Annotated in this window: 24 protein-coding genes; 5 read left to right on the top strand and 19 right to left on the bottom strand. The window is 67.0% G+C overall.

Going from position 1 to position 25,219, the window contains the following annotated elements; all coding sequences use genetic code 11:
* Positions 1 to 23 precede the first annotated feature (23 nt).
* Genes ACQCVD_RS01470 through pyrR form a run of 3 tightly spaced genes read right to left on the bottom strand, consistent with a single transcriptional unit; the run spans position 24 to position 2,959 of the window.
* Positions 24 to 1,394, bottom strand: a complete 1,371-nt coding sequence (locus tag ACQCVD_RS01470; protein WP_426821911.1) for a dihydroorotase — start codon at positions 1,392 to 1,394, stop codon at positions 24 to 26.
* A 33-nt stretch (positions 1,395 to 1,427) separates the two neighbouring features.
* A complete protein-coding gene (locus ACQCVD_RS01465) occupies positions 1,428 to 2,369 on the bottom strand; it encodes an aspartate carbamoyltransferase catalytic subunit (protein ID WP_426821910.1) in 942 nt (313 codons plus the stop codon).
* A complete protein-coding gene (gene pyrR, locus ACQCVD_RS01460; RefSeq protein ID WP_426821909.1) occupies positions 2,366 to 2,959 on the bottom strand; it encodes a bifunctional pyr operon transcriptional regulator/uracil phosphoribosyltransferase PyrR in 594 nt (197 codons plus the stop codon). Before pyrR ends, ACQCVD_RS01465 begins: the two co-directional genes overlap by 4 nt.
* A gap of 150 nt (positions 2,960 to 3,109) precedes the next feature.
* On the opposite strand from pyrR, the gene ACQCVD_RS01455 reads away from it, so the two are divergent.
* Genes ACQCVD_RS01455 through ACQCVD_RS01445 form a run of 3 tightly spaced genes read left to right on the top strand, consistent with a single transcriptional unit; the run spans position 3,110 to position 5,613 of the window.
* The gene (locus tag ACQCVD_RS01455; protein ID WP_426821908.1) at positions 3,110 to 4,585 is read left to right on the top strand and encodes a TIGR01777 family oxidoreductase; all 1,476 of its coding nucleotides are present in this window, start codon (positions 3,110 to 3,112) and stop codon (positions 4,583 to 4,585) included.
* Between the two features lie 49 nt (positions 4,586 to 4,634).
* Positions 4,635 to 5,135 carry a YbjN domain-containing protein gene (locus tag ACQCVD_RS01450; RefSeq protein WP_426821907.1) on the top strand — a complete coding sequence of 167 codons (501 nt, stop codon included), beginning with the start codon at positions 4,635 to 4,637 and terminating at the stop codon, positions 5,133 to 5,135.
* Complete coding sequence (locus tag ACQCVD_RS01445) at positions 5,125 to 5,613, top strand: YbjN domain-containing protein (protein ID WP_426821906.1); 489 nt, start codon at positions 5,125 to 5,127, stop codon at positions 5,611 to 5,613. The genes ACQCVD_RS01450 and ACQCVD_RS01445 overlap by 11 nt, the downstream gene beginning before the upstream one ends.
* Before the next feature lie 53 nt (positions 5,614 to 5,666).
* Here ACQCVD_RS01445 and ACQCVD_RS01440 read toward each other — a convergent pair whose 3' ends face one another.
* A complete protein-coding gene (locus ACQCVD_RS01440; protein ID WP_426821905.1) occupies positions 5,667 to 6,518 on the bottom strand; it encodes a PPK2 family polyphosphate kinase in 852 nt (283 codons plus the stop codon).
* Between the two features lie 275 nt (positions 6,519 to 6,793).
* Between ACQCVD_RS01440 and yedE the strand changes: the two genes are divergently transcribed.
* The gene (gene yedE, locus ACQCVD_RS01435) at positions 6,794 to 8,029 is read left to right on the top strand and encodes a selenium metabolism membrane protein YedE/FdhT (protein WP_426821904.1); all 1,236 of its coding nucleotides are present in this window, start codon (positions 6,794 to 6,796) and stop codon (positions 8,027 to 8,029) included.
* A complete protein-coding gene (yedF, locus tag ACQCVD_RS01430) occupies positions 8,026 to 8,337 on the top strand; it encodes a sulfurtransferase-like selenium metabolism protein YedF (RefSeq protein ID WP_426821903.1) in 312 nt (103 codons plus the stop codon). The genes yedE and yedF overlap by 4 nt, the downstream gene beginning before the upstream one ends.
* A gap of 158 nt (positions 8,338 to 8,495) precedes the next feature.
* Here yedF and nusB read toward each other — a convergent pair whose 3' ends face one another.
* From nusB to aspS, 15 genes are all read right to left on the bottom strand, one after another.
* Complete coding sequence (gene nusB / locus ACQCVD_RS01425) at positions 8,496 to 9,140, bottom strand: transcription antitermination factor NusB (RefSeq protein WP_426821902.1); 645 nt, start codon at positions 9,138 to 9,140, stop codon at positions 8,496 to 8,498.
* 21 nt (positions 9,141 to 9,161) lie between these two features.
* Positions 9,162 to 9,725, bottom strand: a complete 564-nt coding sequence (efp, locus tag ACQCVD_RS01420; protein ID WP_426821901.1) for an elongation factor P — start codon at positions 9,723 to 9,725, stop codon at positions 9,162 to 9,164.
* 66 nt (positions 9,726 to 9,791) lie between these two features.
* Positions 9,792 to 10,883: an aminopeptidase P family protein gene (locus ACQCVD_RS01415; RefSeq protein ID WP_426821900.1), complete on the bottom strand. Its 1,092-nt coding sequence runs from the start codon at positions 10,881 to 10,883 to the stop codon at positions 9,792 to 9,794.
* A gap of 158 nt (positions 10,884 to 11,041) precedes the next feature.
* On the bottom strand, positions 11,042 to 11,473 hold the full coding sequence (gene aroQ / locus ACQCVD_RS01410; RefSeq protein WP_426821899.1) for a type II 3-dehydroquinate dehydratase: 432 nt from the start codon (positions 11,471 to 11,473) through the stop codon (positions 11,042 to 11,044).
* Between the two features lie 6 nt (positions 11,474 to 11,479).
* Positions 11,480 to 12,556, bottom strand: coding sequence for a 3-dehydroquinate synthase (gene aroB / locus ACQCVD_RS01405; protein ID WP_426821898.1), 1,077 nt, complete (start codon positions 12,554 to 12,556; stop codon positions 11,480 to 11,482).
* Positions 12,557 to 12,619: 63 nt separating this feature from the next.
* Positions 12,620 to 13,174 (bottom strand): shikimate kinase, encoded by a 555-nt coding sequence (locus ACQCVD_RS01400; RefSeq protein ID WP_426821897.1) that lies wholly within the window; start codon positions 13,172 to 13,174, stop codon positions 12,620 to 12,622.
* On the bottom strand, positions 13,149 to 14,384 hold the full coding sequence (aroC, locus tag ACQCVD_RS01395) for a chorismate synthase (protein ID WP_426821896.1): 1,236 nt from the start codon (positions 14,382 to 14,384) through the stop codon (positions 13,149 to 13,151). Before aroC ends, ACQCVD_RS01400 begins: the two co-directional genes overlap by 26 nt.
* Positions 14,385 to 14,521: 137 nt before the next feature.
* The gene (locus ACQCVD_RS01390) at positions 14,522 to 14,959 is read right to left on the bottom strand and encodes a prepilin peptidase (RefSeq protein ID WP_426821895.1); all 438 of its coding nucleotides are present in this window, start codon (positions 14,957 to 14,959) and stop codon (positions 14,522 to 14,524) included.
* A 33-nt stretch (positions 14,960 to 14,992) separates the two neighbouring features.
* Positions 14,993 to 15,820: a shikimate dehydrogenase gene (locus ACQCVD_RS01385; RefSeq protein WP_426821894.1), complete on the bottom strand. Its 828-nt coding sequence runs from the start codon at positions 15,818 to 15,820 to the stop codon at positions 14,993 to 14,995.
* Entirely contained in the window at positions 15,817 to 17,013 is a 1,197-nt protein-coding gene (mltG, locus tag ACQCVD_RS01380; protein WP_426821893.1) for an endolytic transglycosylase MltG, read from the bottom strand. Before mltG ends, ACQCVD_RS01385 begins: the two co-directional genes overlap by 4 nt.
* A complete protein-coding gene (gene ruvX / locus ACQCVD_RS01375) occupies positions 17,010 to 17,546 on the bottom strand; it encodes a Holliday junction resolvase RuvX (protein WP_426821892.1) in 537 nt (178 codons plus the stop codon). Before ruvX ends, mltG begins: the two co-directional genes overlap by 4 nt.
* A 220-nt stretch (positions 17,547 to 17,766) precedes the next feature.
* The gene (alaS, locus tag ACQCVD_RS01370) at positions 17,767 to 20,433 is read right to left on the bottom strand and encodes an alanine--tRNA ligase (protein ID WP_426821891.1); all 2,667 of its coding nucleotides are present in this window, start codon (positions 20,431 to 20,433) and stop codon (positions 17,767 to 17,769) included.
* A gap of 125 nt (positions 20,434 to 20,558) precedes the next feature.
* The gene (locus tag ACQCVD_RS01365) at positions 20,559 to 21,926 is read right to left on the bottom strand and encodes a replication-associated recombination protein A (protein WP_426821890.1); all 1,368 of its coding nucleotides are present in this window, start codon (positions 21,924 to 21,926) and stop codon (positions 20,559 to 20,561) included.
* An 11-nt stretch (positions 21,927 to 21,937) separates the two neighbouring features.
* Positions 21,938 to 23,188, bottom strand: a complete 1,251-nt coding sequence (locus ACQCVD_RS01360) for a phosphotransferase family protein (RefSeq protein ID WP_426821889.1) — start codon at positions 23,186 to 23,188, stop codon at positions 21,938 to 21,940.
* 178 nt (positions 23,189 to 23,366) lie between these two features.
* Entirely contained in the window at positions 23,367 to 25,208 is a 1,842-nt protein-coding gene (gene aspS, locus ACQCVD_RS01355; RefSeq protein WP_426821888.1) for an aspartate--tRNA ligase, read from the bottom strand.
* Positions 25,209 to 25,219: the final 11 nt, after the last annotated feature.

Raw genomic sequence — 25,219 nt, 5'->3', positions numbered from 1 at the left:
TATAGGATTCACTGCTTTGTATTTTATGCGAGATCGGGGGCGGGGGCCGCCGGCTCACCGTCGCGGCAGGTGACACGGCCGCGCAGGACGGTGGTTCGCACGCGCGCGCCGAAGCCCATCCCCTCATACGGGGTGTTTTCCGCCTTGGAGGCCATGTCGGCGCCGTGGGCGGTCCAGGCGGCGTCCGGATCCACCACGCAGAGGTTGGCCGGCTCCCCGACCGCGATGGGGCGACCGTGGCCGGGCAGGCGGGTCAGTTCCGCGGGGCGCTCACTCATCACCTTGGCCACCCAGCGCCAGTCGGCCAGACCGGATCGTACGAAGGTCTCCGCGATGATCGCCAACGAGGTCTCCAGGCCGAGCATCCCCGGTTTGGCGTGCTCGAATTCCACGCACTTGTCCTCGGAACCGTGCGGGGCGTGGTCGGTGGCCACGCAGTCGATGGTCCCGTCCAGCAGTGCCTGGCGCAGGGCTAAGGTGTCGCGCTCCTCGCGCAGCGGCGGGTTGACGCGGTTGACGCCGTCGTAGGTGTGCAGGCGCTCATCGGTGAGGATCAGGTGGTGCGGCGTCACCTCGGCGGACAACGGGATGTCCTGGGCCTTGGCCCACTTGAGCAGTTCGACGGTGCCCTCGGTGGAGGCGTGGCAGATGTGCACACGGTTGCCGTAGTCCCGGGCCAGCAAAGCGTCGCGGGCCACGATGGACTCCTCGGCCACCCGGGGCCAGCCGCGCAGCCCGAGACGGGCCGCGGTTTCCCCCTCGTGGGCCACGGCGCCCTCGGTGAGCCGGGGTTCCTCACAGTGCTGCGCCAGCAGGACGTCGAGTCCCTTGGCGTACTCGATGGCCCGGCGCATCAGCAACGGGTCCGCGACGCACTTGCCGTCGTCGGAGAACATCCGCACCTTGGCGTCGGAGGCGGCCATCATGCCGAACTCGGTCAGTTCCTCACCGGCGAGTCCCTTGGTGATGGAGCCGACCGGGTGTACGTCACAGAGGTTGGTGTGCTGGCCCTTGTGCCAGACGCCCTCGGCGATGACGGGCTGGTCCATCACCGGTGAGGTGTTGGCCATGGTGAACACGGCGGTGAACCCGCCCTTGGCTGCCGCGGCTGAGCCGGTGGCGATGGTCTCGGTGTCCTCGCGGCCGGGTTCCCGCAGGTGGACGTGCATGTCCACCAGGCCCGGCAGGAGCACTCCGCCGTGGCCGTCGACGGTGTCGTCGGCGGGCGTGTCGTCGGCGGCGTCGAGATCGGCGATCCGCCCGTCGCGGATGAGTACGTTGACCGGCTCGCCTTCGCCGTAGGGGCGGACGTTGGTGAGCAGCAGGGTCGCGTTTTCCGCGGTGGCGAGCGCGCCGGTGGCCGGGTAGGCGCGGTCGGTGGTGGTGTCAGTCATGATTGTCTCTCGTCTTTCTTTCCGGTGACCGGACTAGAACCCGGAGGCGCCGGCACCCACGAGCAGGGTGAACAGCACCGCCATACGAACGTGCACGCCATTGGCGACCTGCTGCAGCACCGCGGTGTGCGGGGCGTCGGCGACATCGTGGTTGATTTCCATGCCGCGCAGCATCGGTCCCGGGTGCATGACGATCGCCCCCTCCTTCATGGCTGCCGAACGCTGTCTGGACAGCCCGAACAATGTGGCGTACTCGCGGTGAGACGGGAAGAACCCGCCGTGCATGCGCTCGGCCTGCACCCGCAGCATCATCACGACGTCGGCGTCGGGGATCTCCGCGTCGAGGTCGAAGGTGGTGCGCACCGGCCAGTTCTCGACGCCGAAGGGCAACAGGGTCGGCGGGGCGACCAGCACGACCTCCGCGCCGAGGGTGCTCAGCAGGTCGACGTTGGAGCGGACCACCCGGGAGTGCAGGCTGTCCCCGACGATGACGACCTTACGTCCGTCGACGCCGCCGAGGCGCTGCCGGATCGTCGCGGCGTCGAGCAACGCCTGCGTGGGGTGCTGGTGGGAGCCGTCACCGGCGTTGATGATGCTGGGGCCCACGCCCTCGGGGGCCAGCCAGCCGGCCAGCTGCTGCGCCGCCCCCGAGGCGGGGTGGCGCACGATGATCGCGTCCGCCCCGATGGCCGCCAGCGTTGCGCCGGTGTCCTTCAGGGACTCGCCCTTCTTCACCGAGGACGAGGAGGCGGAGATGTTGATGACGTCCGCGCTCATCCACTTGCCGGCGGTCTCGAAGGAGGCGCGGGTACGGGTGGAGTTCTCGTAGAACATCGTGAAGATCGTCCGGCCCCGCAGGGTCGGCAGCTTCTTGATCTCCCGGCCCGCCAGGGCCTCCCGGAAGCGGTCGGCCTCATCCAGCAGTCCGGTCAGTTCATCCTTGTTCAGATCCGCGATGGACAGCAGGTGCTTCACGGGCGCACCTCCCGGGTATCCTCGACCGGCCGCGTCAGCAGCACGGCGTCGCGCTCGTCGATCTCCGACAGGAGCACATCGACGTCCTCGCTGCGGGCGGTGGGGATGTTCTTGCCCACGTAGTTCGCCCGGATCGGCAGCTGCCGGTGGCCCCGGTCGATCAGAACCGCCAGCTGGATCGCCCGGTAGGAACCGAGGTCACCGAGCGCGTCGAAGGCCGCCCGGACCGTGCGGCCGGTGTAGAGCACATCGTCGACGAGGATGACCACCGCGTCATCGATGCCGCCGGCGGGAATGCTGGTGGGGCGCAGGGCGCGGTGGGGCTTGGTGCGCAGGTCGTCGCGGTAGAGGGTGATATCGAGGGCACCGGTGGGCACCGTCACCCCCGTGAACTCCCCGATCTTGGCCGCCAGCCGCCTGGCGAGCGGCACTCCGCCGGAGGGTATGCCCAGCAGGATGACCCTGGGGGCGTCCTCGGAGTCCAATGCCGTCTGTTCAATGATCTGGTGCGCGATGCGCGCGACGGTACGACGGACCTCGTCGGAGCTGAGTAGCTCGACGGTGTTCGCTGTGTCGTCGGATTCGCTCATCGTGACCTCCTTCCCCGCCTCTCTGGGCGGTCCGTTAAAGGATGTCGAAAATGGGTCGAAAGACTTTGTCTATGCTTGAAGACAGTCCACATCCTAGCATGCCGTCATGCCAGTACACCCCCGTAATGCCACCAGAGGGAGGGCCAGCCGATGAGCCTGACCGCCAGCCACGTAGTCCCGGCCGACCGCGAGTTCGTGTGGGAGTGGCACACCCGCCCCGGCGCCCTCGCCAGGTTGGCGCCACCGTTCATCCCCATGGTGCCGATCAGGCAGGCGGAACGGCTGGCCGACGGCAAGACCGTCTTCTCCCTGCCCGCCGGGCTGAAATGGGTCTCCCAGCACGATCTCTCCGCCTATCACCGGGGACACCGGTTCACCGACGTGTGCACCAGCGCCCCGTTCAAAGCGGTGGCGAACTGGCGGCACAGCCACGAGTTCGCGGACCACCCGGACGGCACCCTGATCACCGACAACGTCACCACCCGGTTGCCCGCGGGCACCCTCAACGCCATGTTCGCCTTCCGGCAGCACCAGTTGATCGAGGACATCCGGGCAATCCACCGCAGCCGCGGCTACGCGGCCGATGAGACGGACCCCGCACGCCAGCGTCCACTGGTGGTGGCGATGACCGGCTCCCGCGGACTGGTCGGCCGGGCCCTGACCGCGCAACTGACCACGATGGGCCACCAGGTCATCCAACTGGTGCGCAGGGAACCCAAACCCGGGCAGCGCCACTGGGACCCGCACTACCCGGATCGGGACCTCCTGACGGGGGTGGACGTGCTGGTCCACCTCGCGGGCGAGCCTATTTCCGGACGTTTCAACGAGGCCCACAAGGCCGCCATCCGGGACAGTCGGATCGAGCCCACCCGGCGCCTCGCGCAACTGGTGGCCGACTCCCCCACCTGCCGGCGGATGGTCTCCGCTTCAGCGATCGGCTATTACGGCGCCGACCGAGGTGAGGAACTCCTGTCCGAAGATTCCGAACCCGGCGAGGGATTTCTGGCCGACACCGTCCGGGACTGGGAGAGCGCCACCGGGGCAGCCGCCGAATCGGGTGCCCGGGTGGCCCAGCTACGCACCGGCCTGGTTCTCAGCGGCCGGGGAGGTCTCCTGCCACCGCTGCGCACCCTGTTCTCCGCCGGACTGGGCGGAAATTTCGGCGACGGCAACTTCTGGATGTCCTGGATCGCCCTGGACGATCTCACCGACATCTACGTCCGCGCCATCCTGGACGACGCCCTGACCGGGCCCGTCAACGCGGTGGCCCCGAACGCCGTGATCAACCGGGACATGGTCACCGCCCTGTCCCGGGAGCTGCACCGCCCCGCCTTCATCCAGATTCCCGCCCTGGGGCCGAAGATGCTACTGGGCAGGGAGGGCGCCGCTGAACTGGCCATGGCCAACCAGCACGTGCAGCCCAAGCTGCTGCAGCAGCTGCAGCACCATTTCCGCTACCCCACCGTCTCCCCCGCCTTAGCCCACGAGCTCGGTTATGAGGAACTGTGGGGCACCGGGGACCAGATGAATCAGACGAATGCGTCGGAAGACGCCGGAGCCGGGGAGGATCCCGGGCCGGACGGCAGAGATGAAGCCGCCGGGACCGGGGCCGGGACCGATGGCTAGACTTGGCCCGGTACCCCCGTCCCCGACGCCCAAAGGAAACGAACCCGGCGTGACTGACACCGAACCGGCGAGAGAGCCTGATACGCCGATCGCGGCCGTGACACCTGAACGGGTGGCCGAGATCCTTGAGTCCGAAAACCTCCAGTACCGCCTGGAGGATGTCCCTGCACCCGATGGTCGGCAGTCCCAGGTGATGGTCCGCACCGGGTTCGTCAACGTGGCCATCTCCTTCGCCGTGGACGAGGAGCACCTCACCTTCGACTCGATGTGGCGTGGCACCCCCGTCGCAGAGCAGGCTCCGAAGCTGCTGGCCGCCGTGAATGAGTGGAATCTGTCGCAGTTCACCCCGACGCTGCGTTTCTTCGAAGCCACCACGGGGAAACTGGCCCTGTCCGCGCAGCGGCAGATCAACACCACCTACGGCATGAGTCGCAATCAGATCGGCGCTTTCGTCATGTCCACGCTGGACGCCGTCAACAGCTGTTTCCAGTGGGTGGAAAGCGAATTCCCTGAACTGGTCACGTGGGAGGAGCCACACCATGAGCACTGACAACCCCGACACGGCCGGCGAGACCGCCATCGACTACAACGATCAGCCCCTGACCGCGGTGTCCTTCGAACGCCTCACCCAGGTGATGACGGACTTCGGGATCGAACTCTTCCCCGCCGAGCAGGGCAACGTGGCCAGCGCCAACCTCAACGGCACGCAGGTCACCTTCGCCCTGCTGAACTCGGTGCTGATTGTCCGCGCGGATGTGCCCACTGAGCAGGCCACCGCCGAAGGCAACCCGATGCTCCACCTGGCCTGCAATCACGTCAACAGCTACAGTTTCGCCTGCAAGTCCACGGTGGTGGACCGAACGGACACCCTGATCATCCGGACCGAACGCGAGATTCTAGTGGCTGCCGGGATGACCGACCGGCAGCTCCGCACGGCGGTGCAGGAAGCCGTGGACACCGTGTTGGCCGGCCAAGGGGCCGTGACGGAGGCCGCTGAAGTCATCCGGAACCAAACCGAGGGACAGTAACCCCCGGGCTGCGCACCAGGCTGGTGCCGGCCCTGCTGCAGGGCCGGGGGAATTCAGGAGTCCCGCAGGCGTTCCAGTTCCGTTTCCGGGTCGAATTCGACCTCCGGCCACTCCAGCTTCATCTCCCGCAGGGCGTCAAGCACCAGGTACTTGACCACCATGCGGGCATAGTCCTTGTCATCGCTGGGGACGCAGTACCACGGCGCATAAGCCGTGGAGGTCCGACGCAGCGCGAGCTCGAAGGCCTCCTGGTACTCATCCCAGTACGCCCTGTCCGTCACGTCATTGGGATCGTATTTCCAGCGCTTGCTCTTCTTCTCCAGCCGTTCCCGGAGGTTCTCCTCCTGGAACTCCTTGGAGATGTGCAGCATCACCTTGATGATCCGGGTGCCGCGTTGCGCCAGCTCCCACTCAAACTCCGTGATCGCGCCGTAGCGGCGCTCGATCTCCTCGGCGGAGACCATCTCGTGGACCCGTTGCACCAGCACGTCCTCATAATGCGAGCGGTCCCAGACCGCGATGCGGCCCGGCTCCGGGGCGTGCGGTCGGATCCGCCACAGAAAGTCATGCTCAAGTTCTTCGTCGGTGGGTCGGCCGAAATTCGCCAGGTCGAGTCCCACCGGCGGGAACAGACCGAACACGTGCCGGACCACCCCACCCTTGCCTGAGGTGTCGGTCCCCTGCAGGATCACCAGCAGCGATCCGGTGTCCTCCACACCGACGGTGGCGTTGGCGTGCAGCTTCTTCTGCAGATCCAGCAGCTCTTCGTCAGGTGCGGTGAAGGCCTCCTCGAGATCCTCGTCATCGCCGGAGAAGCCCGGTGTGGTGCCGGGGTGCACCCCGGCTAACCGGAAGTTCGGGCCGACGAGGTTTCCTTGTGCGTCTGCAATGCTGAAATCCACCATGCCGAGAGTCTAAAGGATTTCAGGGTGCAGGATTGCGGGCCGACCCGACGGAGCTGGGACAGAGAAAGCTATTCGGATCCGGGTGCAGCGCCCGGTATCGGGTGACGCCACTACAACCATCCACCACGACAAGCTGGGCGACGACTGTACCGTGCGTTTCCGGTCCCGGGTGAATGACTGGCGCCGCAGATCCTGGGTCCGGCGGCATCCGCACCTACGGGAACGGACCCGGGCCGAAAGCCGGGTGCCACCGCTCACTGCTACCGTCAGAATACGTGTCACACTTTCAGTCTCATGACGCGATGTACCGCGCCCGCGTCGGACTTGCCCCGGGCCCGGTTTTCGCTGTCCTGGGTATCCTGTCCGCCATCTACTTCGCCATTACCGGTACTGTGTGGGCGGTGACCGGCGAGTTCACCCGTCTCGGCGGGCACGTCGTGCAGTGGTTCGGGGCAGATGCCCAGAGCTGGCAGTATTACCGGGAAGTCACCACGCTGGACGGCTCTCCCCTCGACCGCACGGATGGTTGGATCGTGATCGCGATGCTCACGGGCTCGCTGATCGCGGCCCTGTACTCGGGTGACTTCCGGTTCCGGATGCCACCGCTGAAGCGTCGCTTCGCCCAAGCCCTGGCAGGAGGAATCATCGCCGGGTTCGGTGCCCGTCTCGCGTACGGCTGCAACCTGGCAGCCCTGTTCACCGGCGTACCGCAGTTCTCCCTGCACGCGTGGATCTTCACTGCCGCCACTGCGCTGGGCACACTCGTGGGAGTGAAGGTCATCCGGCAACGGTGGTGGCGTGGCCCCACCCGCCCGGTGCCGGTGACCCCGGGAAAGTCCGCCGCCCCGGCTGATGCGGGTAAGAAGAAGATGACGCACCGCACGATCGCCGCCATCGTCGTTGCAACTCTACTGGTGGCAGTGATCATGTACCTGTCCACCGGACATGGGATGCTCTCCACCGCGATCCTGTTCGGCACCGTCTTCGGGATCTTGATCCAGCGCGGGCAGATCTGTTTCACCGCGGCATTCCGCGACCTGTGGGTGACGCGCAAAACCAAGTTGAACGATGCCCTGATCATCGGACTGGCGGCAGCCGTGATCACCACGTGGCTGGTCCTCCAGATCGGCGGCATGCCGCCGATCTCCAAACCGGCGGGCATCGGCACCGTCATCGGCGGGCTGATGTTCGGTATCGGGATCATTATGGCCGGTGCGTGTGAAACCGGCATGATGTACCGGGCGATGGAAGGACAGATCGTCGCCGTCGTCGCGTTCATCGGCAACATCGTCGGCGCGACGGTACTGGCGTACGGCTGGGATCACTGGAGCATCCATGACACGCTGGTGGCCGCTTCGCCGACCTTCAACTTCTTCGAAGCGTGGGGACCCTGGCCGGCTCTGCTCTTCTCCCTGGCTCTCCTCGGAGTATGGTGGCTGGCGGCCACGCCACTTCGCCGGAGCCGGAAAGACCGTGTGCACGAGAGCACGAGAATGGAGCTTGTCAGATGAGCACCCCTGACTACTACGCCCTGGACCTGCGCGGGGAATCCTGCCCATATCCGGTCATCCACACCCTGGAGGCACTGCACGGCCTGCAGCCGGGGGAACTCCTGAAGGTGCAGACAGACTGCCCGCAGGCGTACCGGAACGTGCCCGACGACGCCACTGCAGCCGGGCACGAGCTCGTGGCCGACCCCTCCCGGGAAGGAGCGGTGATGACGTTTACGTTCCGCCGCGGTGAGCAGGTGCTGGGTAAGCACCTGACAGAGAACAAACCGCGCCGGTGGTGGTTCCGACGGAAGAAGACCGTCAGCTGATCCCGACTGCTCCCAGCCACCCCGGCCCGGACATCCATGGCTCTTCCGGCAACGACGGGACTGTACTTCGGCCCGGGGCACCCCACGGAAGAACCCGCCCCGGCTGCGGATGCAGCACTCGGGCGGGTACCGGACGAAGTCTCGTGATCCGGTGGGGATCAGTCTTCGCGGTGCTCCGGAGTCTCGTCGCCGGTCTCCGGCTGGCCAGTGGCCACGGCGTCGGCCGTGTCTTCCGGCACCGGTTTTTCGTCCTCCGCCGGATCCGCGACCGGGACGTCGGTGTCGCTGGACTCGGGATCCTGGGCCTCATCGGTGTCCACGGGCGCAGTCTCGCCCGCGATCTCCTCGCGCAGCTGCTCGACGACCTCTGCGACGTCGTCCAGGACCGCATGAATATACGGCGAGGCAACATCGTTGGAGTACTCGCTGGCCAGCTCCACCCCCTCCACCACGGCGGTGCCCTTGGGCACGCCCGGGTTGTAGAGCAGTTCCCAGGTGGACATGCGCAGGATCGCGCGGTCGACTGCCGGCAGCCGGTCCAGTTCCCAGTCCTCGGAGAGGTAACGCTCGATGGTCTCGTCGATGCGGTCCAGCTCGGTGGCGGCACCGGTGACAAGATCGCGGGTGTAGTCGGCGATCGGGGCTACCTGCGGCTCCGGGCGGGAGGACAGTTCAACGCGATCCTCGACGATGGAGACCGGGTCGATGTCCCGGGCCTCCGCCTCGAAGAGAATGTCCACGGCGCGGCGGCGGGCGCGGTAACGCTTGCCGTGCCGGCGCCAGTTCTTGGGTTGATCACTCACGGAAATACTCTACCGCCGGATCTAGTTGCTGACCCGTGAAAGGTACTCACCGCTGCGGGTGTCCACCTTCACCACGTTGCCGGTCTCGATGAACAGGGGAACCTGGATCTCTGCCCCGGTCTCCAGCTGAGCGGGCTTGCTGCCACCGGTGGAGCGGTCACCCTGCAGGCCCGGGTCGGTGTGCTCGATCTTGAGGTCGACGGACACCGGCAGCTCGGCGAACAGCGGCTCACCCTCGTGGAAGGACACCTGGACGGGCATGTTCTCGAGCAGGAAAGCGGCGGAATCGCCGAACTTCTCCGGGCCCAGCTCGACCTGCTCGTAGTTCTTGTCGTCCATGACCACGTAGGCGGAGCCGTCGTGGTACAGGTAGGTCATGTCGCGGCGGTCGACGGTCGCGGTCTCGACCTTGACGCCGGCGTTCCACGTCTTGTCGAGGGACTTGCCGGTGAGGACGTCCTTGAGCTTGGTGCGGACGAACGCAGGACCCTTGCCCGGCTTGACGTGCTGGAACTCGACGATCTGCTGCAGCTTGCCATCGATCTTGAGGACAAGACCGTTCTTGAAGTCGGCGGTGGTAGCCACTGAGAGTCTCCCTTGAAGCTTGATTGTTGACGCGGTCGAAGACCTGGTGCGAATAGCCTAGCTATCTTACAACACGCGGAGGTCCTTGCTGATACCGGTGATGATCTCGGGTGCGCCGCGGGTGATGATCAGGGTGTCCTCGATGCGCACCCCGCCCTTACCGGGGACGTAGATACCCGGCTCAATGGTCAGGGTCATGTCCTCGGCGAGTTCGCCCGATCCGGACCGGGAGGCGGCGGGTTTCTCATGAACCTCCAGTCCCACGCCATGCCCCGTGGAGTGCACGAAGTACTCGCCGTAGCCGGCTTCCTCGATGATGTCCCGGCAGGCGCGGTCCACGTCCACCAGTGCGGTGCCGGGAGTGGCGGCCGCCACTCCCGCGAGCTGGGCACGCAGGACCAGATCATAGATCTCCCGCGCGAACTCATCGGCCTGTCCCAGCACCAGCGTCCGCGTCATGTCGGAGTTGAAGCCGAGATAGTGCGCGCCGAAGTCGATGGTGACCAGGTCCCCCCTTTCCAGGACGCGGTCGCCGGCGCCGTGGTGTGGCTTTGCCGAGTTCGGGCCCGAGGCCACGATGGTGTCGAAGGAGGGGCGTTCCGCTCCGCCGAGCCGCATCCGGTACTCCAGGTCGGCGGCGACGTCGCGTTCGGTGCGTCCCACCGCGAGCTCGCCGGCGGCGAGCAGACCTTCGAAGGCCTGCACCGCGACGTCGGCGGCCTGACGCAGGCGTTCCTTCTCAATGTTGTCCTTGGTCAGACGGATCTCCTCGATGACACCGGAGACGGGGATGAGCTGCACATCGTCACCGCAGGCTTCCTCCAGGGCCGCGAGTTGGGCGACGCTGACGTAGTCAGCCTCGAAGCCGACGCGCCGCGGCCCCTCGACCTTGCCCAGCAGAGCTTCCGGGCAGGGCCGGGCGATCAACGCCTCAATGTCCGGCACCTCCTCCGCGATCTGGGTGGTGTACCGGCCGTCGGTGGAGATGCGTGCGCTCAGATCCTTGGAGAGCAGCAGCGCACCGTTGGAACCGGAGAACCCGGAGAGGTACCGCACGTGGATCAGCTGCGTCACGAGCATCATGTCGATGCGCTGACCAGCAAGCTTGGCCGCCAGGGCACGGCGTCGGGTAGCGAAACGGGTGTCCGCGAGAGCCATCGGAATGATCCTCCACTTGGTTCAATATCCGGCCGGCGTTCCACTCGAAGTAGCGTCACGTCGCAAGGTCCGGAGAATATCGGTGTCCATTGATAGCCCCAGCTTAGATGTGGCTGCGGCTGAATGTGGCGGCTTCTGACCCCCACCTTCCGGAATGCTCAGCTGGCCGCGAAGTAGTCCAGAGCGGCGATATAGCCCTGGATACCGAGCCCGGCGACCACGCCCTTCGCGAGCGGTGAGAGATAGCTGTGCTGCCGGAACTCCTCACGGGCGTGGACGTTGGAGATGTGGACCTCCACGAAACCGCGCTTCTCGGCCACCTCCGCCAGGGCGTCCCGCAACGCCACAGAGGTGTGGGTGAAGCCGCCCGGGTTGACGATGACGGCCCAGTCTTCGTCGGCGGCCTCGTGGGCCCAGTCGAGCAGATCGGCTTCCGCGTTGGACTGCCGGCACTCCACCGTCAGGCCGACCCGGGTGGCGTGGTCCTCGATCATGCCGGTGACATCTGCCAGCGAGGTCGATCCATAGACCTCGGGCTGCCGTTTGCCCAGGCGATTGAGGTTGGGTCCGTTGATGACGAGTACTTTCATCGGTGCTTATTCTCCTTCGCTGATGTGCTGGTAGGCGGTCTGCAACTGGTGCAGTTCCGGGGCTTCGAGACGGGTCGTCTCCCCCACCCCCGTGAGGACCACGAACCTGATCCGGCCGTCACGGTTCTTCTTGTCCCGGGTCATGCCCGCGAACAGTTCCTCGAAGACCCCGGCCTCGTAGGTGGTGGGCAGCCCCACTGAGCTGAGGATGCGGCGGTGGCGGTCCACCAGCTCCCGGTCGATGAGCCCGGCGATCTCCGCGAGCTCGGCAACGAACATCAGGCCGACCGCCACTGCCCGGCCGTGCCGCCACCGGTAGTTCTCCCGCAGCTCCACCGCATGACCGAAGGTGTGACCGTAGTTGAGGATCTCCCGCAGTCCGGACTCCTTGAGGTCCTGCCCCACCACATCCGCCTTGACCTGAACCGAGCGGGCGATCAGTTCGGGCAGGTGCCCGTCGGCCCGGAGGCAGGCTGCGGGGTCGTCCTCGTACCGTTCCAGGATCACGGGATCGGCGATGAACCCGGTCTTGATGATCTCCGTGGAACCCGCGATGATCTCATCCTCCGGCAAGGTGGCCAGCCGGTCGAGGTCGATGAACACCGAGTCCGGCTCGTGGAAGGCGCCCACCAGGTTCTTGCCGGCCGCGGTGTTGATCCCGGTCTTGCCGCCCACGGCGGCGTCCACCATCGCCAACAAAGTGGTGGGCACCTGGATGATCTGCACTCCCCGCATCCAGGCGGCGGCGACGAAACCAGCGAGGTCGGTGACGGCGCCGCCGCCGAAACCGATGACGACGTCACGGCGTCCGAAGGCCACCTGCCCCAGGGCGTCCCAGCACTGCCCGGCGACCTCCAGGGACTTGCCGTCCTCGGCATCGGGGACGTCGATCAGGACCACCCTCAGCCCGCGCTCCTGCAGCACCGCCGTCAACTCCCGCACCGGTGCGGCGAGCGTGGGCTGATGGATGACCGCCACCTGGCTCGCTCCCGTGGTCAGGGCGCGATCGGCGATCGCCTGGTTGAGATCGTGGTCGATCTGCACCCGGTACGGGCTCGGACCGGCGACGTCAATGATGGTCATGGCGGCAGGTTCCTCCTGGTTTGATGTGGCTGGGACAGGAAAGCAATATGGATGAGGGTCGGCTCAGGTGAGGGTGTCCAGGTGTCCCAGGACTTCGGCGACCACCTGTTGGGGAGAACGCCGGTCGGTGCGGACCCGGAAATCCGCCACCTCCTGGTACAGCGGTGCGCGGGTCTCCAGCAGGGTGCGGTAGTGCGCCCGGGGATCCGCGGCCGCCAGTATCGGGCGGCTGGTGTCCCCGGAGGTGCGGCGGTACCCCTCCTCCACGGAGACGTCGATCCACACGACGACGTGGTCCGCCAACAGGTGGCGGGTGGATTCGGTGAGTACGGCTCCCCCGCCGAGACTGACCACACCGCCGTTGCGCAGTGCCGCCGCGACGTGTTCGGCCTCCAGCTCCCGGAAAGTAGTCTCCCCGAGTTCCGCGAAGGTCTCCCCGCAGGTGCGCCCGGTGGCGTCCTCTATCAGGACGTCGGAGTCCACGACGGTGGTGTTCAATGCCCGCGCCAGGCGACGGGCGATGGTGGTCTTCCCCGCTCCCGGAGGGCCCACCAGAACGACCCGGGGCCGCGGCAGGGTGCTTCCCTCCGGGTCAGGCGTCAGGGCCGACGTTGTCATGGAAATCCAATCGTTGCGCAACTCGTTCCAGGTATCCGCTGACGTTCCGGCGGGTCTCCGCCAGCGAATCGCCGCCGAACTTCTCCAGCACCGCCCGGGCGAGCACCAGGGCGACCATGGCCTCCGCGACGACACCGCCAGCCGGTACCGCACACACGTCGGAGCGCTGGTGGATACCGGTGGCGGCGGTACCGTCCGCCATGTCCACGGTCTTCAGCGCTCGTGGCACGGTCGAGATCGGCTTGAAACCGGCCCGCACCCGCAGGATCTGCCCGTTGGTCATGCCGCCCTCCAGACCACCGGCCCGGTTACTGGTTCGGGTCACCCCGTCCTCGGTACGCACCATCTCGTCATGGGCCTCCGAGCCGCGGCGGCGGGCTTCCTCGAAACCGTCGCCGACCTCCACGCCCTTGACGGACTGAATGCTCATCAGGGCGGCGGCCAGCTGGCCGTCCAACCGGTCCTGGCCCGAGATGTGGGAACCCAGGCCGATGGGCAGACCCGCCACCACGACCTCGACGATGCCGCCGAGGGTGTCCCCGGACTTCTTGGCGGCGTCGATCTCCGCGACCATTGACTCCTCCGCGTTCCGGTCGAAGGCACGGACCGGGGATTCGTCGATGCCGGCCTGGTCCGCGAAGGTCGGGGCCGGGCCGGAGTAGGGCTCGGAGCGACCGATGGACACCACGTGGGAGATGACCTCCACGCCCAGGACCTCCCGCAGGAAGGACCGGGCGACCGTGGCAGCGGCCACGCGGGCCGCGGTTTCCCGCGCCGAGGAACGTTCCAGGACCGGGCGGGCCTCGTCGAAGTCATACTTGAGCATGCCGGCGAAGTCAGCGTGGCCCGGCCGCGGCCGCGTCAGCTTCGCGCCCCGACCGGAACTCATCTCCTTGGCCACCTGCTCGTCCGCCAGGTCCACGGCCTCCGGAGACATGATGGTGGTCCACTTCGGCCACTCGGTGTTGCCGATCATGATCGAGATCGGGCTGCCGAGTGTCCTGCCATGACGGATGCCGGTCAGCAACGTGAGCTCATCGGCCTCGAACTTCATGCGGGCGCCACGGCCGTACCCCAGCCGGCGGCGGGCCAGCTGATCCGAGATCTCCTCCCGGGAGACCGGCACCCCGGCCGGCATGTGTTCGAGCATGGCGATCAGCGCCTGCCCGTGAGATTCCCCTGCAGTTGTCCATCGAAGCATGGAAGTCATTGTCTCATGCGGGGTGGACACCGGAGAGCAGTACACCCGATATGGTGCGTTACCTGCGTTTATCCTCAGGAGTCGCTAACCCCGCGGCAGGGACGGGCATGACTGGGATCACCAGCGACGGTCACCGTGTCACAGGGTCACGGCAGTCCGCCGAGCACTGCGCCGAAGAGACTGCCCGCGAACATCGCCGGCCCATGCGGGACCGCCGACCGACGGCTGAGCACGGCGGTAGTCAACGACAGCAGGGAGGCACCGGACAGAGCCAGCAGCCAACCGACAACTCCCCCGCCCCAGACAACCAGCACCCCGAGGCTGGCGGCCAGCTTGATGTCTCCCCCGCCCACGCCGCCGACCCCCACGGCCAGCATCAGATAGAGCAGCGCCCACGCGACTCCCCCGAGCAGCGCCATGGGTGCCTGCCCCGCGGCCGCGCCCCAGACGATGGGGATGGCGGGCAGAGTCAGCAGATCCGGTAGCCGGCGCCGTCGGAGATCGCTGACGCACAGGGCCACCGCCCATCCGGCGATCACCACGGCCCATCCAATTTCGCCCGCCCCCGCGGACACCCCGGTCACAACGGGCAGATTAACCCGGAACGGGCGGCCCGGCTACTCCTGCAGCGCCGTCTGCAGGGCCTGCCACATCGCTTCCCGCGGCGCGGCCCGCCCGGTGAACTGCTCGAATTGCCCGTAAGCCTGGTGTGCGAGCATGACGTGTCCCCCGACGGTCCGGTAGCCGTTCGCGGCCGCCTGCACCGTCAACGGTGTGGGCCAGGGGTCGTAGATGACGTCGAACACCGGCGCGTGGGCGAGGTCGCGTTCATGGCCGGCGACGCTCGCGGCTGGCACGGTGGAGACGATCAGATCCACCTCAGCGGCAATGGCCGCCAGGTCAGCACTGAAATCGACCATCCGGAACTGCGCACCCCGCCGCGTCGCCAGGGGTCGGAGCTCCTCGGTGCGGTCGGAGCGGTTGAGCACGGTCACCTCACCGACGCCGGCCGCGGCCAGGGTCCACAGCGCCGGTCGAGCGGTGCCGCCACCGCCGATGAGCAGCACGTGGCCGATGCCGTCGAGATCGCCGCCGACCAATTCCGTCAGGGCCCCGGCAATGCCGTCACAATCGGTGTTGTCCGCCCGCCAACCGCCGGGGATCCGGACCAGGGTGTTGGCCGAGCCGATGTCGCGGGCCCGTTCGGTGGATTCCGTGGCAAATTCCAGGGCCGCGAACTTGCCGGGCATGGTCACCGAGAAGCCGGCGTAGTTCTCATCTGCCCCGCTCACCAGGCCCGGGAGCTGTTCGGCGGAGCAGTCGAAACGGCCGTACCCCCAGTCGTCCAGGCCCAGCGCCCGGTAACCCGCATTGTGGAGAACCGGGGACAGGGAGTGTTCGATGGGCTGGCCCAGCACCGCCGCGCGGTGAGTGACGGGGCTCATCGCTGGTGGTCCAGGATGCCGGAGTCCAGGGCGCGTTGCACGTCCTCCTGGTGCTGTTCGAAGGTGTCGTTGAACACCGTCGTGCCCTCTTCATCGATCGTGACGAAGAACAGCCAGTTTCCTTCAGCCGGGTGCTCCATCGCCTCGATCGCCTCGATCGACGCGGAGGCGATCGGGGTTTCGGGCAGGCCGTCCTTGGCGTAGGTGTTCCACGGGGTTTCCGCGGCACGGTCCTCGTCGGTGGTGGCCAGCTCCACCTCGTTGAGGCCGTAGTTGACCGTGGAGTCGAACTCCAGCCGCATCGGCTCCGCAAGGCGGTTGAGGATCACGCGGGCGACCTTGTCGAATTCGCCGGCCGGTGCCTCGCGCTCCACCAGGGACGCCGCGGTGAGCAGCTCATAGGGGGCCAGACCCAGGGCCTCCGCCCGCTCCACGATCCCGGTGGCGTTGTACTGGTCCGCCGAGCGAGTGATCAGGTCCGTCAGGATCTCTGTGGCCGTCAGGTCCGGGTTGATCACGTACTGGCCGGGCACGATCAGGCCCTCCAGTCGTTTGGGGTCGTCGCCGCGTCCCTTAACCGGTTCGAGCGCCCACTCCGGCACACCGAGCTGTTCCGGTGCCGTGGTCGCCGCCACGTGCTGCAGTTCCTCGGCGGGCACGCAGTCCTCGCCGTTGTCCCCGCAGGTCAGCTCCGATATCTGAGTGTAGATGCCGGGGCGGGTTTCCCCACCCAGGACATTCACGTCCATCAGTGTCGCACCACCGTGGATGTCCAGCAGGTCAGTCCGGTTCTCGGGATTGAGCAGCGCCTTAACCGCCTCGGTGGCGCTCATCTCCTCCTCCAGCCGGTAGAATCCGGGCTGCACGGCAGCGGCGTCCGGGTTGGCGGCCGCCGCGGCCTGGAAGGCGGAGTCGGTCTTGACGACGCCCTTGTCCACCAGCTCCGGGCCCAACTGCGACACGGAGGACCCCTCCGGGATCTCGACCAGGACGGTCTCCCCGTTACCGGTGCCCTCGTAATCCTGTGCCCCGGCCTTCCGGTCACCATTGGATACGCTGACTCCGATGTAGATCACCCCTCCGATGATCAGGACCAGGGCGGCGATCATCACGGCCAGCCCCCGCTGTCGTCGTTTCACGTACTTGGGCTCCATGCGCATCCCGTTCGCTGCCCGGGAAGATCTCTTGGTCATAGAATTCCGTTCTCGTTCTCGGGGGATTCCGGCACCGCGTTCCGGTGGTTGGTGCGGGCGTCCAGCCAGGTCTGCAGGATCTCCACGGCCGCGGCCTGGTCGATGACCCGTCGGCCCGCCTTCTCGCTGACCCCGGACGCACGCAACGCCTGAGTGGCTGCCACGGTGGTCAACCGTTCATCGCCGAGCCGGACCGGAACGGCGCTGCCGGAACCCCGCAATCGGCGCCGGATCCGGAAGGCTATCTCCTTCGCGTGTTTCACGCTCCGGGAGCCGTTGCCCTGGAGATCGCGCGGCAGACCGACCACGACCTCCACCGCCTGATACTCCGCGATGATCTCCAGCAGCCGGTCAATGTCCGCGCCGTCCCGGCTCTTGAAACCTGTCACACGGGGGACGGTTTCGACCGGGGTGGCCAGTGTCGCGTCGCGGTTGGAGGAGGCGACACCGATGCGCACGGTGCCGACATCGATGCCGATGCGCCGACCGGGGCCGGGATCGTCGACACCGGGAGTGTCGGGACTGACCTTCATCTGCCTTCTCGTCACCTTTCAGGTTTTCGGGTACGGGAGCGCGCAACAGCGGAACACCGGTGAAACCGGTCACGTCACAGGCTGTCTCTAAGGTAACGGTTAAGCAACGTTTGGTGCCAGATTTCCGGGTGCGTGTCATCAAACCGCTGTTGAGAGACTGCTCCCCTCGGTCACCACCGTCGGACGGGGGTGACCGGCGGGTCGTTGACCACCTCTTCAGCTAGAGGGTGGCCAGCTCGTCCTTCACAGCTTCGAAACCGGCGGTGAAGCCCGCCGGATCGGCTCCCGAGCCCTGCGCCATGTCGGGCTTGCCGCCGCCGCGGCCGTCGACATAACCGCCCAGCAGCTTGACCAGGTCACCGGACTTGACACCCCGGGCCACGGCCGACTTGGTGGCCCCGACGATGAAGGGGGCCTTGCCCTTGTCGTCCTCGGCACCGAGGACGACGACGCCGTCGCGTTCCCCGAGCCGGCCCCGCAGATCGGCGGCCACGGTACGCAGGTCCCCGGCAGCGGTGCCCTTCGGCAGCTGGACGGCGAGGACAGTGAAACCGTTGACCTCGGTGGCCTGGTCCAGGAGCTTGCCGGTGTTGGCCGCCAGCTGCGCCTTGTGGAGGTTCGCGATCTCCTTCTCGGCTGCCTTGAGTTTGTCCGTCAGCTGCTGGATCCGGTCCGGCAGTTCCTCGGACGGCGCCTTCAGCGACGCCGCCACGCCGCTGGCCAGGGCGGCCTCCCTGGACAGGTAGCGGAAGGAATCCAGGCCGGAGTAGGCCTCGATGCGGCGCACGCCGGAACCGACGGAGGATTCACCGAGCACGGAGACCGGGCCGATCTGGGAGGAGTGGTTCACGTGGGTACCGCCGCACAGCTCGATGGAGAACGGACCACCGATCTCCACGACCCGCACCTCGTCACCGTAGTTCTCGCTGAACAGCGCCATGGCCCCCATCTTCCGGGCCTCCTCCAGGGAGGTCTCGATGGTGTTGACGGCCCAGTCGGTGTCCACGGCCTGGTTGGTGATGAGTTCGATCTGCTCCATCTGCTCGGGGGTCAGACCCTCCGTGTAGTTGAAGTCGAAGCGCAGGTAGCCCGGACGGTTCAGGGACCCGGCCTGCACGGCCGTGGGCCCGAGCACCTGCCGCAGGGCGGCGTGGATCAGGTGGGTGGCGGTGTGCGCCTGGCGGGCGCCGTGGCGCCAGGCCTCGTCCACCTTGACGGTCACAGCGCTGCCCAGGTCGAGCCCACCGGAGGCGACGGTGGCCTTGTGGATCCAGAGGGTCTTGCCGATCTTCTGGACGTCGTTGACTTCGAGCAGGGTGTCGCCCGCGATGAGCTGGCCCCGGTCACCCAGCTGGCCGCCGGCTTCGGCGTACATCGGGGTGTGGTCGAGGATGACCTCGACCTCCTGGCCTTCGAGGGCCTGGGTGATCGACCGGCCACCGGAGACCAGGCCGAGCACCTTCGACTCCGCGGTGAGCTGGTCATAGCCGGTGAATTCGGTGGGGTGCTCGTCGACCCATTCCCGGTACACGGACAGGTCGGTGTGGCCGTGCTTCTTGGCCTGGCTGTCGGCCTTGGCGCGGGCCTTCTGCTCGGCCATGAGCGCCTCGAAACCCTCGGTGTCCACCTCCAGCCCGGCCTCGGCGGCCATCTCCAGGGTCAGGTCGATCGGGAAGCCGTAGGTGTCGTGCAGGGCGAAGGCCTGGGCACCCTGGACGGTCGTGGAACCGGACTGCTTGACGCTGGTGGCGGCCTGCTCGAAGAGCTGCGTGCCGGACTCCAGGGTGCGCAGGAAGGCCTTTTCCTCGTTGGTCGCCACGTTCAGGATGCGTTCGCGGTTGTCCGCGATCTCCGGGTAGGACGGCGTCATCGTGTCCATGACGGTGTTCATGAACTGCTCCATGGTCTCCCCCTCCGCGCCCAGCAGCCGGGCGGAGCGGATGATGCGGCGCAGCAGGCGGCGCAGGATGTAGCCCCGCCCCTCGTTGCCCGGGGTGACTCCGTCCAGGATGAGCATCATGCCGGTGCGGGAGTGGTCGGCGACGACCCGGAACCGCACGTCGGCCTCGTAGGAGACGCCGTACCTGGTGCCGGTGACCTGCTCGGCGATGTCGATGACCGGGCGCAGCAGGTCGGTCTCGTAGACATTCTCCACGTCCTGCAGGAGCAGGGCCACACGCTCCACGCCCATGCCGGTGTCGATGTTCTTGTTCGGTAGTTCGCCGACGATCTCGAAGTCATCGCCGACGCCCTCGCCGCGCTCGAACTCCATGAAGACCAGGTTCCAGATCTCCAGGTAACGGCTGTCGTCGACAGCCGGGCCGCCTTCGCTGCCGTAGGCGGAACCACGGTCGTAGTAGATCTCGGAGCAGGGGCCGCAGGGGCCGGGCACGCCCATGTGCCAGTAGTTGTCGGCCATGCCCAGTCGCTGGATCCGCTCGGCCGGAACGCCGACCTTCTTCTCCCAGATCTCGGCAGCCTCGTCATCGTCGAGGTAGACGGTGACCCACAGCCGTTCCGGGTCGATCCCGTAGCCACCGTCCGCCACGGGACTGGTCAGCAGGTTCCAGGCCTGGGTGATGGCCCCTTCCTTGAAGTACGCCCCGAAGGAGAAATTGCCCGCCATCTGGAAGAAGGTGTTGTGGCGGGTGGTGATACCGACCTCGTCGATGTCCAGGGTGCGCACGCACTTCTGGATGGAGGTGGCGGTGCGGTTCTCGAAGGGCGGAGTCTGCTGTCCCAGGAAGTAGGGCTTGAACGGCACCATACCGGCGTTGACGAACAGCAGGTTGGGGTCGTCGAGGATCAGCGACGCACTCGGGACCTCGGTGTGGCCGGCGTTGGCGAAGTGAGCGGTGAACCGCTCCCTGATCTCATGGGTCTGCACGACGTGCTCCTTGTTCCGGTAGGTGTTAAGGCTGTTCGACTGCTTCTCTGAAGCTGCTCAGTTGAGTTGAACATCTAAAGTTGAACGACGCCCTACTTTACCCGCCGGTACCGGATTCCGGGGTGTCAGCCCCGCCCACGGACGATGCGGCGCAGCCGACCCAGGTAGGAGGCGATGCGCTTCTCCCCGCCATGCTCGGTGGGCCGGTAGTACACGGCGTCATCCAGGCCCTCCGGAATATAGCGCTGCGTGACCACACCCCGTGGGTCGTCGTGCGGGAATTTATAGCCGACGGCATTGCCCATCTTCTTCGCCCCCTCGTAGTGGCCGTCACGCAGGTGCGCGGGCACCGGCCCTGCCTTGCCCGCCTGGACGTCCGCCGTGGCCGCCCCGATGGCGTTGATCACGGCCGGCGACTTCGGGGCGGTGGCCAGATGGATGGTGGCCTGGCTCAACGCCAGCCGTCCCTCCGGCATCCCGATGAACTGGACGGCGTGGGCCGCGGCGACCGCGGTCTGCAACGCGGTAGGGTCCGCCATGCCGATGTCCTCGCTGGCGTGGACGACCAGGCGGCGGGCGATGAAGCGCGGGTCCTCCCCCGCCTCGATCATGCGCGCCAGGTAGTGCAGGGCGGCATCCACGTCCGAGCCCCGGATCGACTTGATGAAGGCGCTGGTCACGTCATAATGCTGATCTCCGTCGCGGTCGTAGCGTAGAACCGCGCGGTTGATGTTCTCGCGCACCGTCTCGATGCTGATCTCCGCGCCGTCCTCGACGGCCTCGGCGGCGGCCTCCAGGTAGGTCAACGCCCGCCGGGCGTCCCCGCCCGCCAGCAGCACCAGCTGATCAAGGGCCTCCTCGTCGATCGTGACGCGCTCGGCCAGCCCACGCTCGTCATGCAGGGCGCGTCCCAGCAGGTTACGGATGTCGTCGTCGTCCAGGGACTCCAGCTGCAGCAGCAGCGAGCGGGACAGCAGGGGCGCGACGACGGAGAAGGAGGGGTTTTCGGTGGTGGCGGCCACCAGCAGCACGGTGCGGTTTTCCACGGCGGCCAGCAGGGCGTCCTGCTGGGTCTTGGAGAAGCGGTGCACCTCATCGATGAACAGGACGGTGCGGTGGCCGTCGATGAGATCCCGACGGGCCCGGTCAATGACCTCCCGGACCTGCTTGACCCCGGAGTTCAGGGCCGACAGTCCCACGAAGCGCTGGCCGGTGGTCGCCGAGATCAACGAGGCGATGGTGGTCTTGCCGGTACCCGGCGGTCCGTAGAGGATCACGGAGGCTTCTCCGGATCCCTCCACCAGCCGCCGCAACGGGCGCCCCGCGCCGAGCAGATGCTGCTGACCGACCACCTCATCCAGGGTGCGGGGGCGCATCCGGGCGGCCAGCGGGGCGCCGGGGGTGACCTTGAAGAATTCCCCGGCGTTCCCGGACGGATCGGAGTGATCGCCGGAAAGGGGGTCTGCGGTGCCGAAGAGCGAATCCTGACTCATTGCCGGGCAGTCTACCCCTGATCCTCGGCGACACGGTCGGCGATCTCGCTGGCGAAGGAGCCCACGCTGCCGAGCCGGGGGTCCTTGTTGCGGGAGGCGAAGCGGGAGAGGGCCTCGGCCGTCTCGTAGAGATCCTGGCGGACCAGGAGTTCATCCTCGGTGAACGGCCCCTCTGAACGCGGCCGCAGGATCTCTCCGAGGCTGTCCATGTCGGAGATGACGGGAGTATCGGGAATGCCGAGGCTCTTGGGGAGTTCGGGGGCGTTCTCCAGGTCCCGGAGCGCGACCACGGTATTGGTCAACGAGCCGAAGTGCATCAGTGAGATCGACTCCAGGAGCCAGCCGATCAGCGCGGCCGTGACCCGCAGGTGCGTCTCCTCCTCGATCTTGGCGTTGGGCCAGCGGTCGCCGACCTCCCGCATCCAGGAGTCGATGAACACGTCGGCTTCATCGTCCGAGACGGGGCGGGCGAAGAGGAACTGCGGGAAGCCGGCGACGACGCTGGCGATGTCGAAGGAGACGTCCCGGAATCCGGCCCACTCATAATCCAGGAAGTGGGTGCGTTCGGCGACGATGATGTTGTCCGGGGACAGATCGAAGGGGGTGAAGGCCCGGTGGCGGCCGGTCAGCATCCGCCGCTCGGCGTCCTTGGCCAGGTCGTGGACGAGCTGGGGGATCTCGAATCCTGCGCGGCTGAGCAGCTCCATGCCGGCCTGGATCGAGAACACCAGCGCCCGGTCCCGGAGCCGGTTGATGTCCGAGGACTCCGGGTGGGAGCGCAGCATCCGCGCCATGAGGATGTCGAAGTCCTCCTCCCGGTCGCTGGTACCGGCGTGCATCCGGCCGAGTGCCTGACCGAGGTTGCGCAGGATCTGGATCCGCTGTTCCCCACCGGTGGTGGTCAACAGGTCTGCGAAGGTGTCTCCGTCGCCGGAGTCCGTGATGACCAGGATGCGCCGGGAGATGTCGTGGGCCAGCAGGACGGGGCCGGGCCGGACGTCCTCCGGGAGCGAGGTGGTGAACTGGTAGGCCACCACCTCCCGGACCAGGGCCGCGTGATCGAGGGGGTCACCGGTGTCCGGGATGTACTTCAGGATGACGCTGCGCTGTTGCAGGAAGTGGGAGGGCGCCACGCGTGCCCGCAGGACGGTTGCGCTGCCTGAGCCGCTGAGGCGATCAGTTTCCGTGATCTCCTGCTGTCCGCCGAAGCGGTTGGACAGCAGGTCCTCGGCGATCTCGACAATCTCTTCCTGTGTCAGCACCGGGTTCTCCTTTAACGTACCTGTGATCTGTGTCCATTTCACCAGTGAATTGGGACTGTGGACACAAGAATGCGTTTATCTGCAATTATGCCTGCCCGCCCATGAAGCACCCCCGAACATGCGGCTCCTGGTCTCAGGCGGCATATCCGGGGGTGGAAACGAGGGCGAACCTCTCAGGCTACTTCTTGATCGGTTCGGCCTTGTCCGCGGCCGCCTCAGCCTTTGCGGCCTTGTCGTCCGCGGACTTCTTCGGCTTGGCGTCGATGCCGGATTCCTTCCGCTGCTGCGGGGTGATCGGCGCCGGGGCGTCGGTGAGCGGATCCACGCCGCCGCCCGACTTCGGGAAGGCGATGACGTCACGGATGGAGTCGAAGCCGCCGAGCAGGGAGACGATGCGGTCCCAACCGAAGGCGATGCCGCCGTGGGGCGGGGCACCGAAGGCGAAGGCGTCGAGCAGGAAGCCGAACTTCTCCCGGGCCTCCTCCTGGGTGATGCCCATGACCTCGAAGACGCGCTCCTGGACGTCGCGCTGGTGGATACGGATCGAACCGCCGCCGATCTCGTTGCCGTTGCAGACGATGTCGTAGGCGTAGGCGGTGGCCTCGCCGGGGTTCTGGTCGAAGGTGTCCAAGAACTCCGGCTTCGGGGAGGTGAAGGCGTGATGGACGGCGGTCCACTTCGAGTTGCCCACGGCGACGTCACCGGAGGCGACCGCGTCCGCAGCGGGTTCGAACATCGGGGCGTCGACGACCCAGGTGAAGGCCCAGTCGCCGTCCTTGATCAGGCCGAGCTTCTCGGCGATCGCCCCGCGGGCGGCGCCCAGTAGCGCGCGGGAGGACTTGGTGTCGCCGGCGGCGAAGAAGATGCAGTCCCCCGGCTCCGCGCTGACGTGGGCGGCGATGCCGGCCCGCTCGGTGTCGGTGATGTTCTTGGCCACCGGCCCGGACAGTTCGCCGTCCTCGTTGACGAGGATGTAGGCCAGTCCCTTGGCCCCGCGCTGCTTGGCCCACTCCTGCCAGGCGTCGAGCTGGCGGCGCGGCTGGGAGGCGCCGCCCTTCATGACGACGGCCCCGACGTACTCGTTCTTGAACACCCGGAAGGTGGTGTCGGCGAAGAACTCGGTGCATTCGGTGATCTCGATGTCGAAACGCAGGTCCGGCTTGTCGGAGCCGTAGCGGCGCATGGCCTCGGCATAGGTGATGCGCGGGATCGGGGTCTGCACCTCGTACCCGATCAGCTTCCAGAGTGCGACGAGGATCTCCTCGGCCAGGGCGATGACGTCATCCTGGTCGACGAAGCTGAGCTCGACATCGAGCTGGGTGAACTCCGGCTGCCGGTCGGCGCGGAAGTCCTCGTCACGGTAGCAGCGGGCGATCTGGTAGTAGCGCTCCATGCCGGCGACCATCAGCAGCTGCTTGAACAGCTGCGGCGACTGCGGCAGAGCGTAGAAGGAACCCGGCTTCAGCCGTGCCGGCACCAGAAAGTCCCGGGCGCCCTCCGGGGTGGAGCGGGTGAGCGTCGGGGTCTCGATCTCGGTGAAGTCGTGGGTGTCGAGCACCCGGCGGGCGGCCTGGTTCGCCTTGGACCGCAGCCGCAGGGCATCACCCTGGACCGGGCGACGCAGATCGAGGTAGCGGTACTTCAGACGGGTTTCCTCGCCGACCTCACCGGCCGAGGAGACGTCGTCCAGCTGGAAGGGCAGGGCCGCCGACTCATTGAGGACGGTGAGCTCGGTGACGTTGACCTCGATGTCACCGGAGGGCAGGTTCGGGTTCTCCGACCCCTCGGGCCGGGCCTCGACCACGCCGGTGACCTGCAGCACGTACTCGCTCCGCAGGTCATGTGCCCGCTCGGCGACCTGGGACTCACGGAACACCACCTGCGCGAGGCCGGACCGGTCGCGCAGATCGATGAAGATCACGCCACCGTGGTCGCGACGACGGGACACCCAACCGGTCAGGGTTACGGTCTGTCCAGCGGATTCTTTGCGGAGCTCCCCCGCGAGATGAGTACGCAGCAAGGCGTCTACGT

The sequence above is a fragment of the Corynebacterium halotolerans genome (assembly GCF_050107895.1).
GTDB classification, from domain to species: domain Bacteria; phylum Actinomycetota; class Actinomycetes; order Mycobacteriales; family Mycobacteriaceae; genus Corynebacterium; species Corynebacterium halotolerans_B.
The sequence above is the reverse complement of the archived record's forward strand: the minus strand, read 5'-3'. Positions and strand labels throughout refer to the sequence as shown.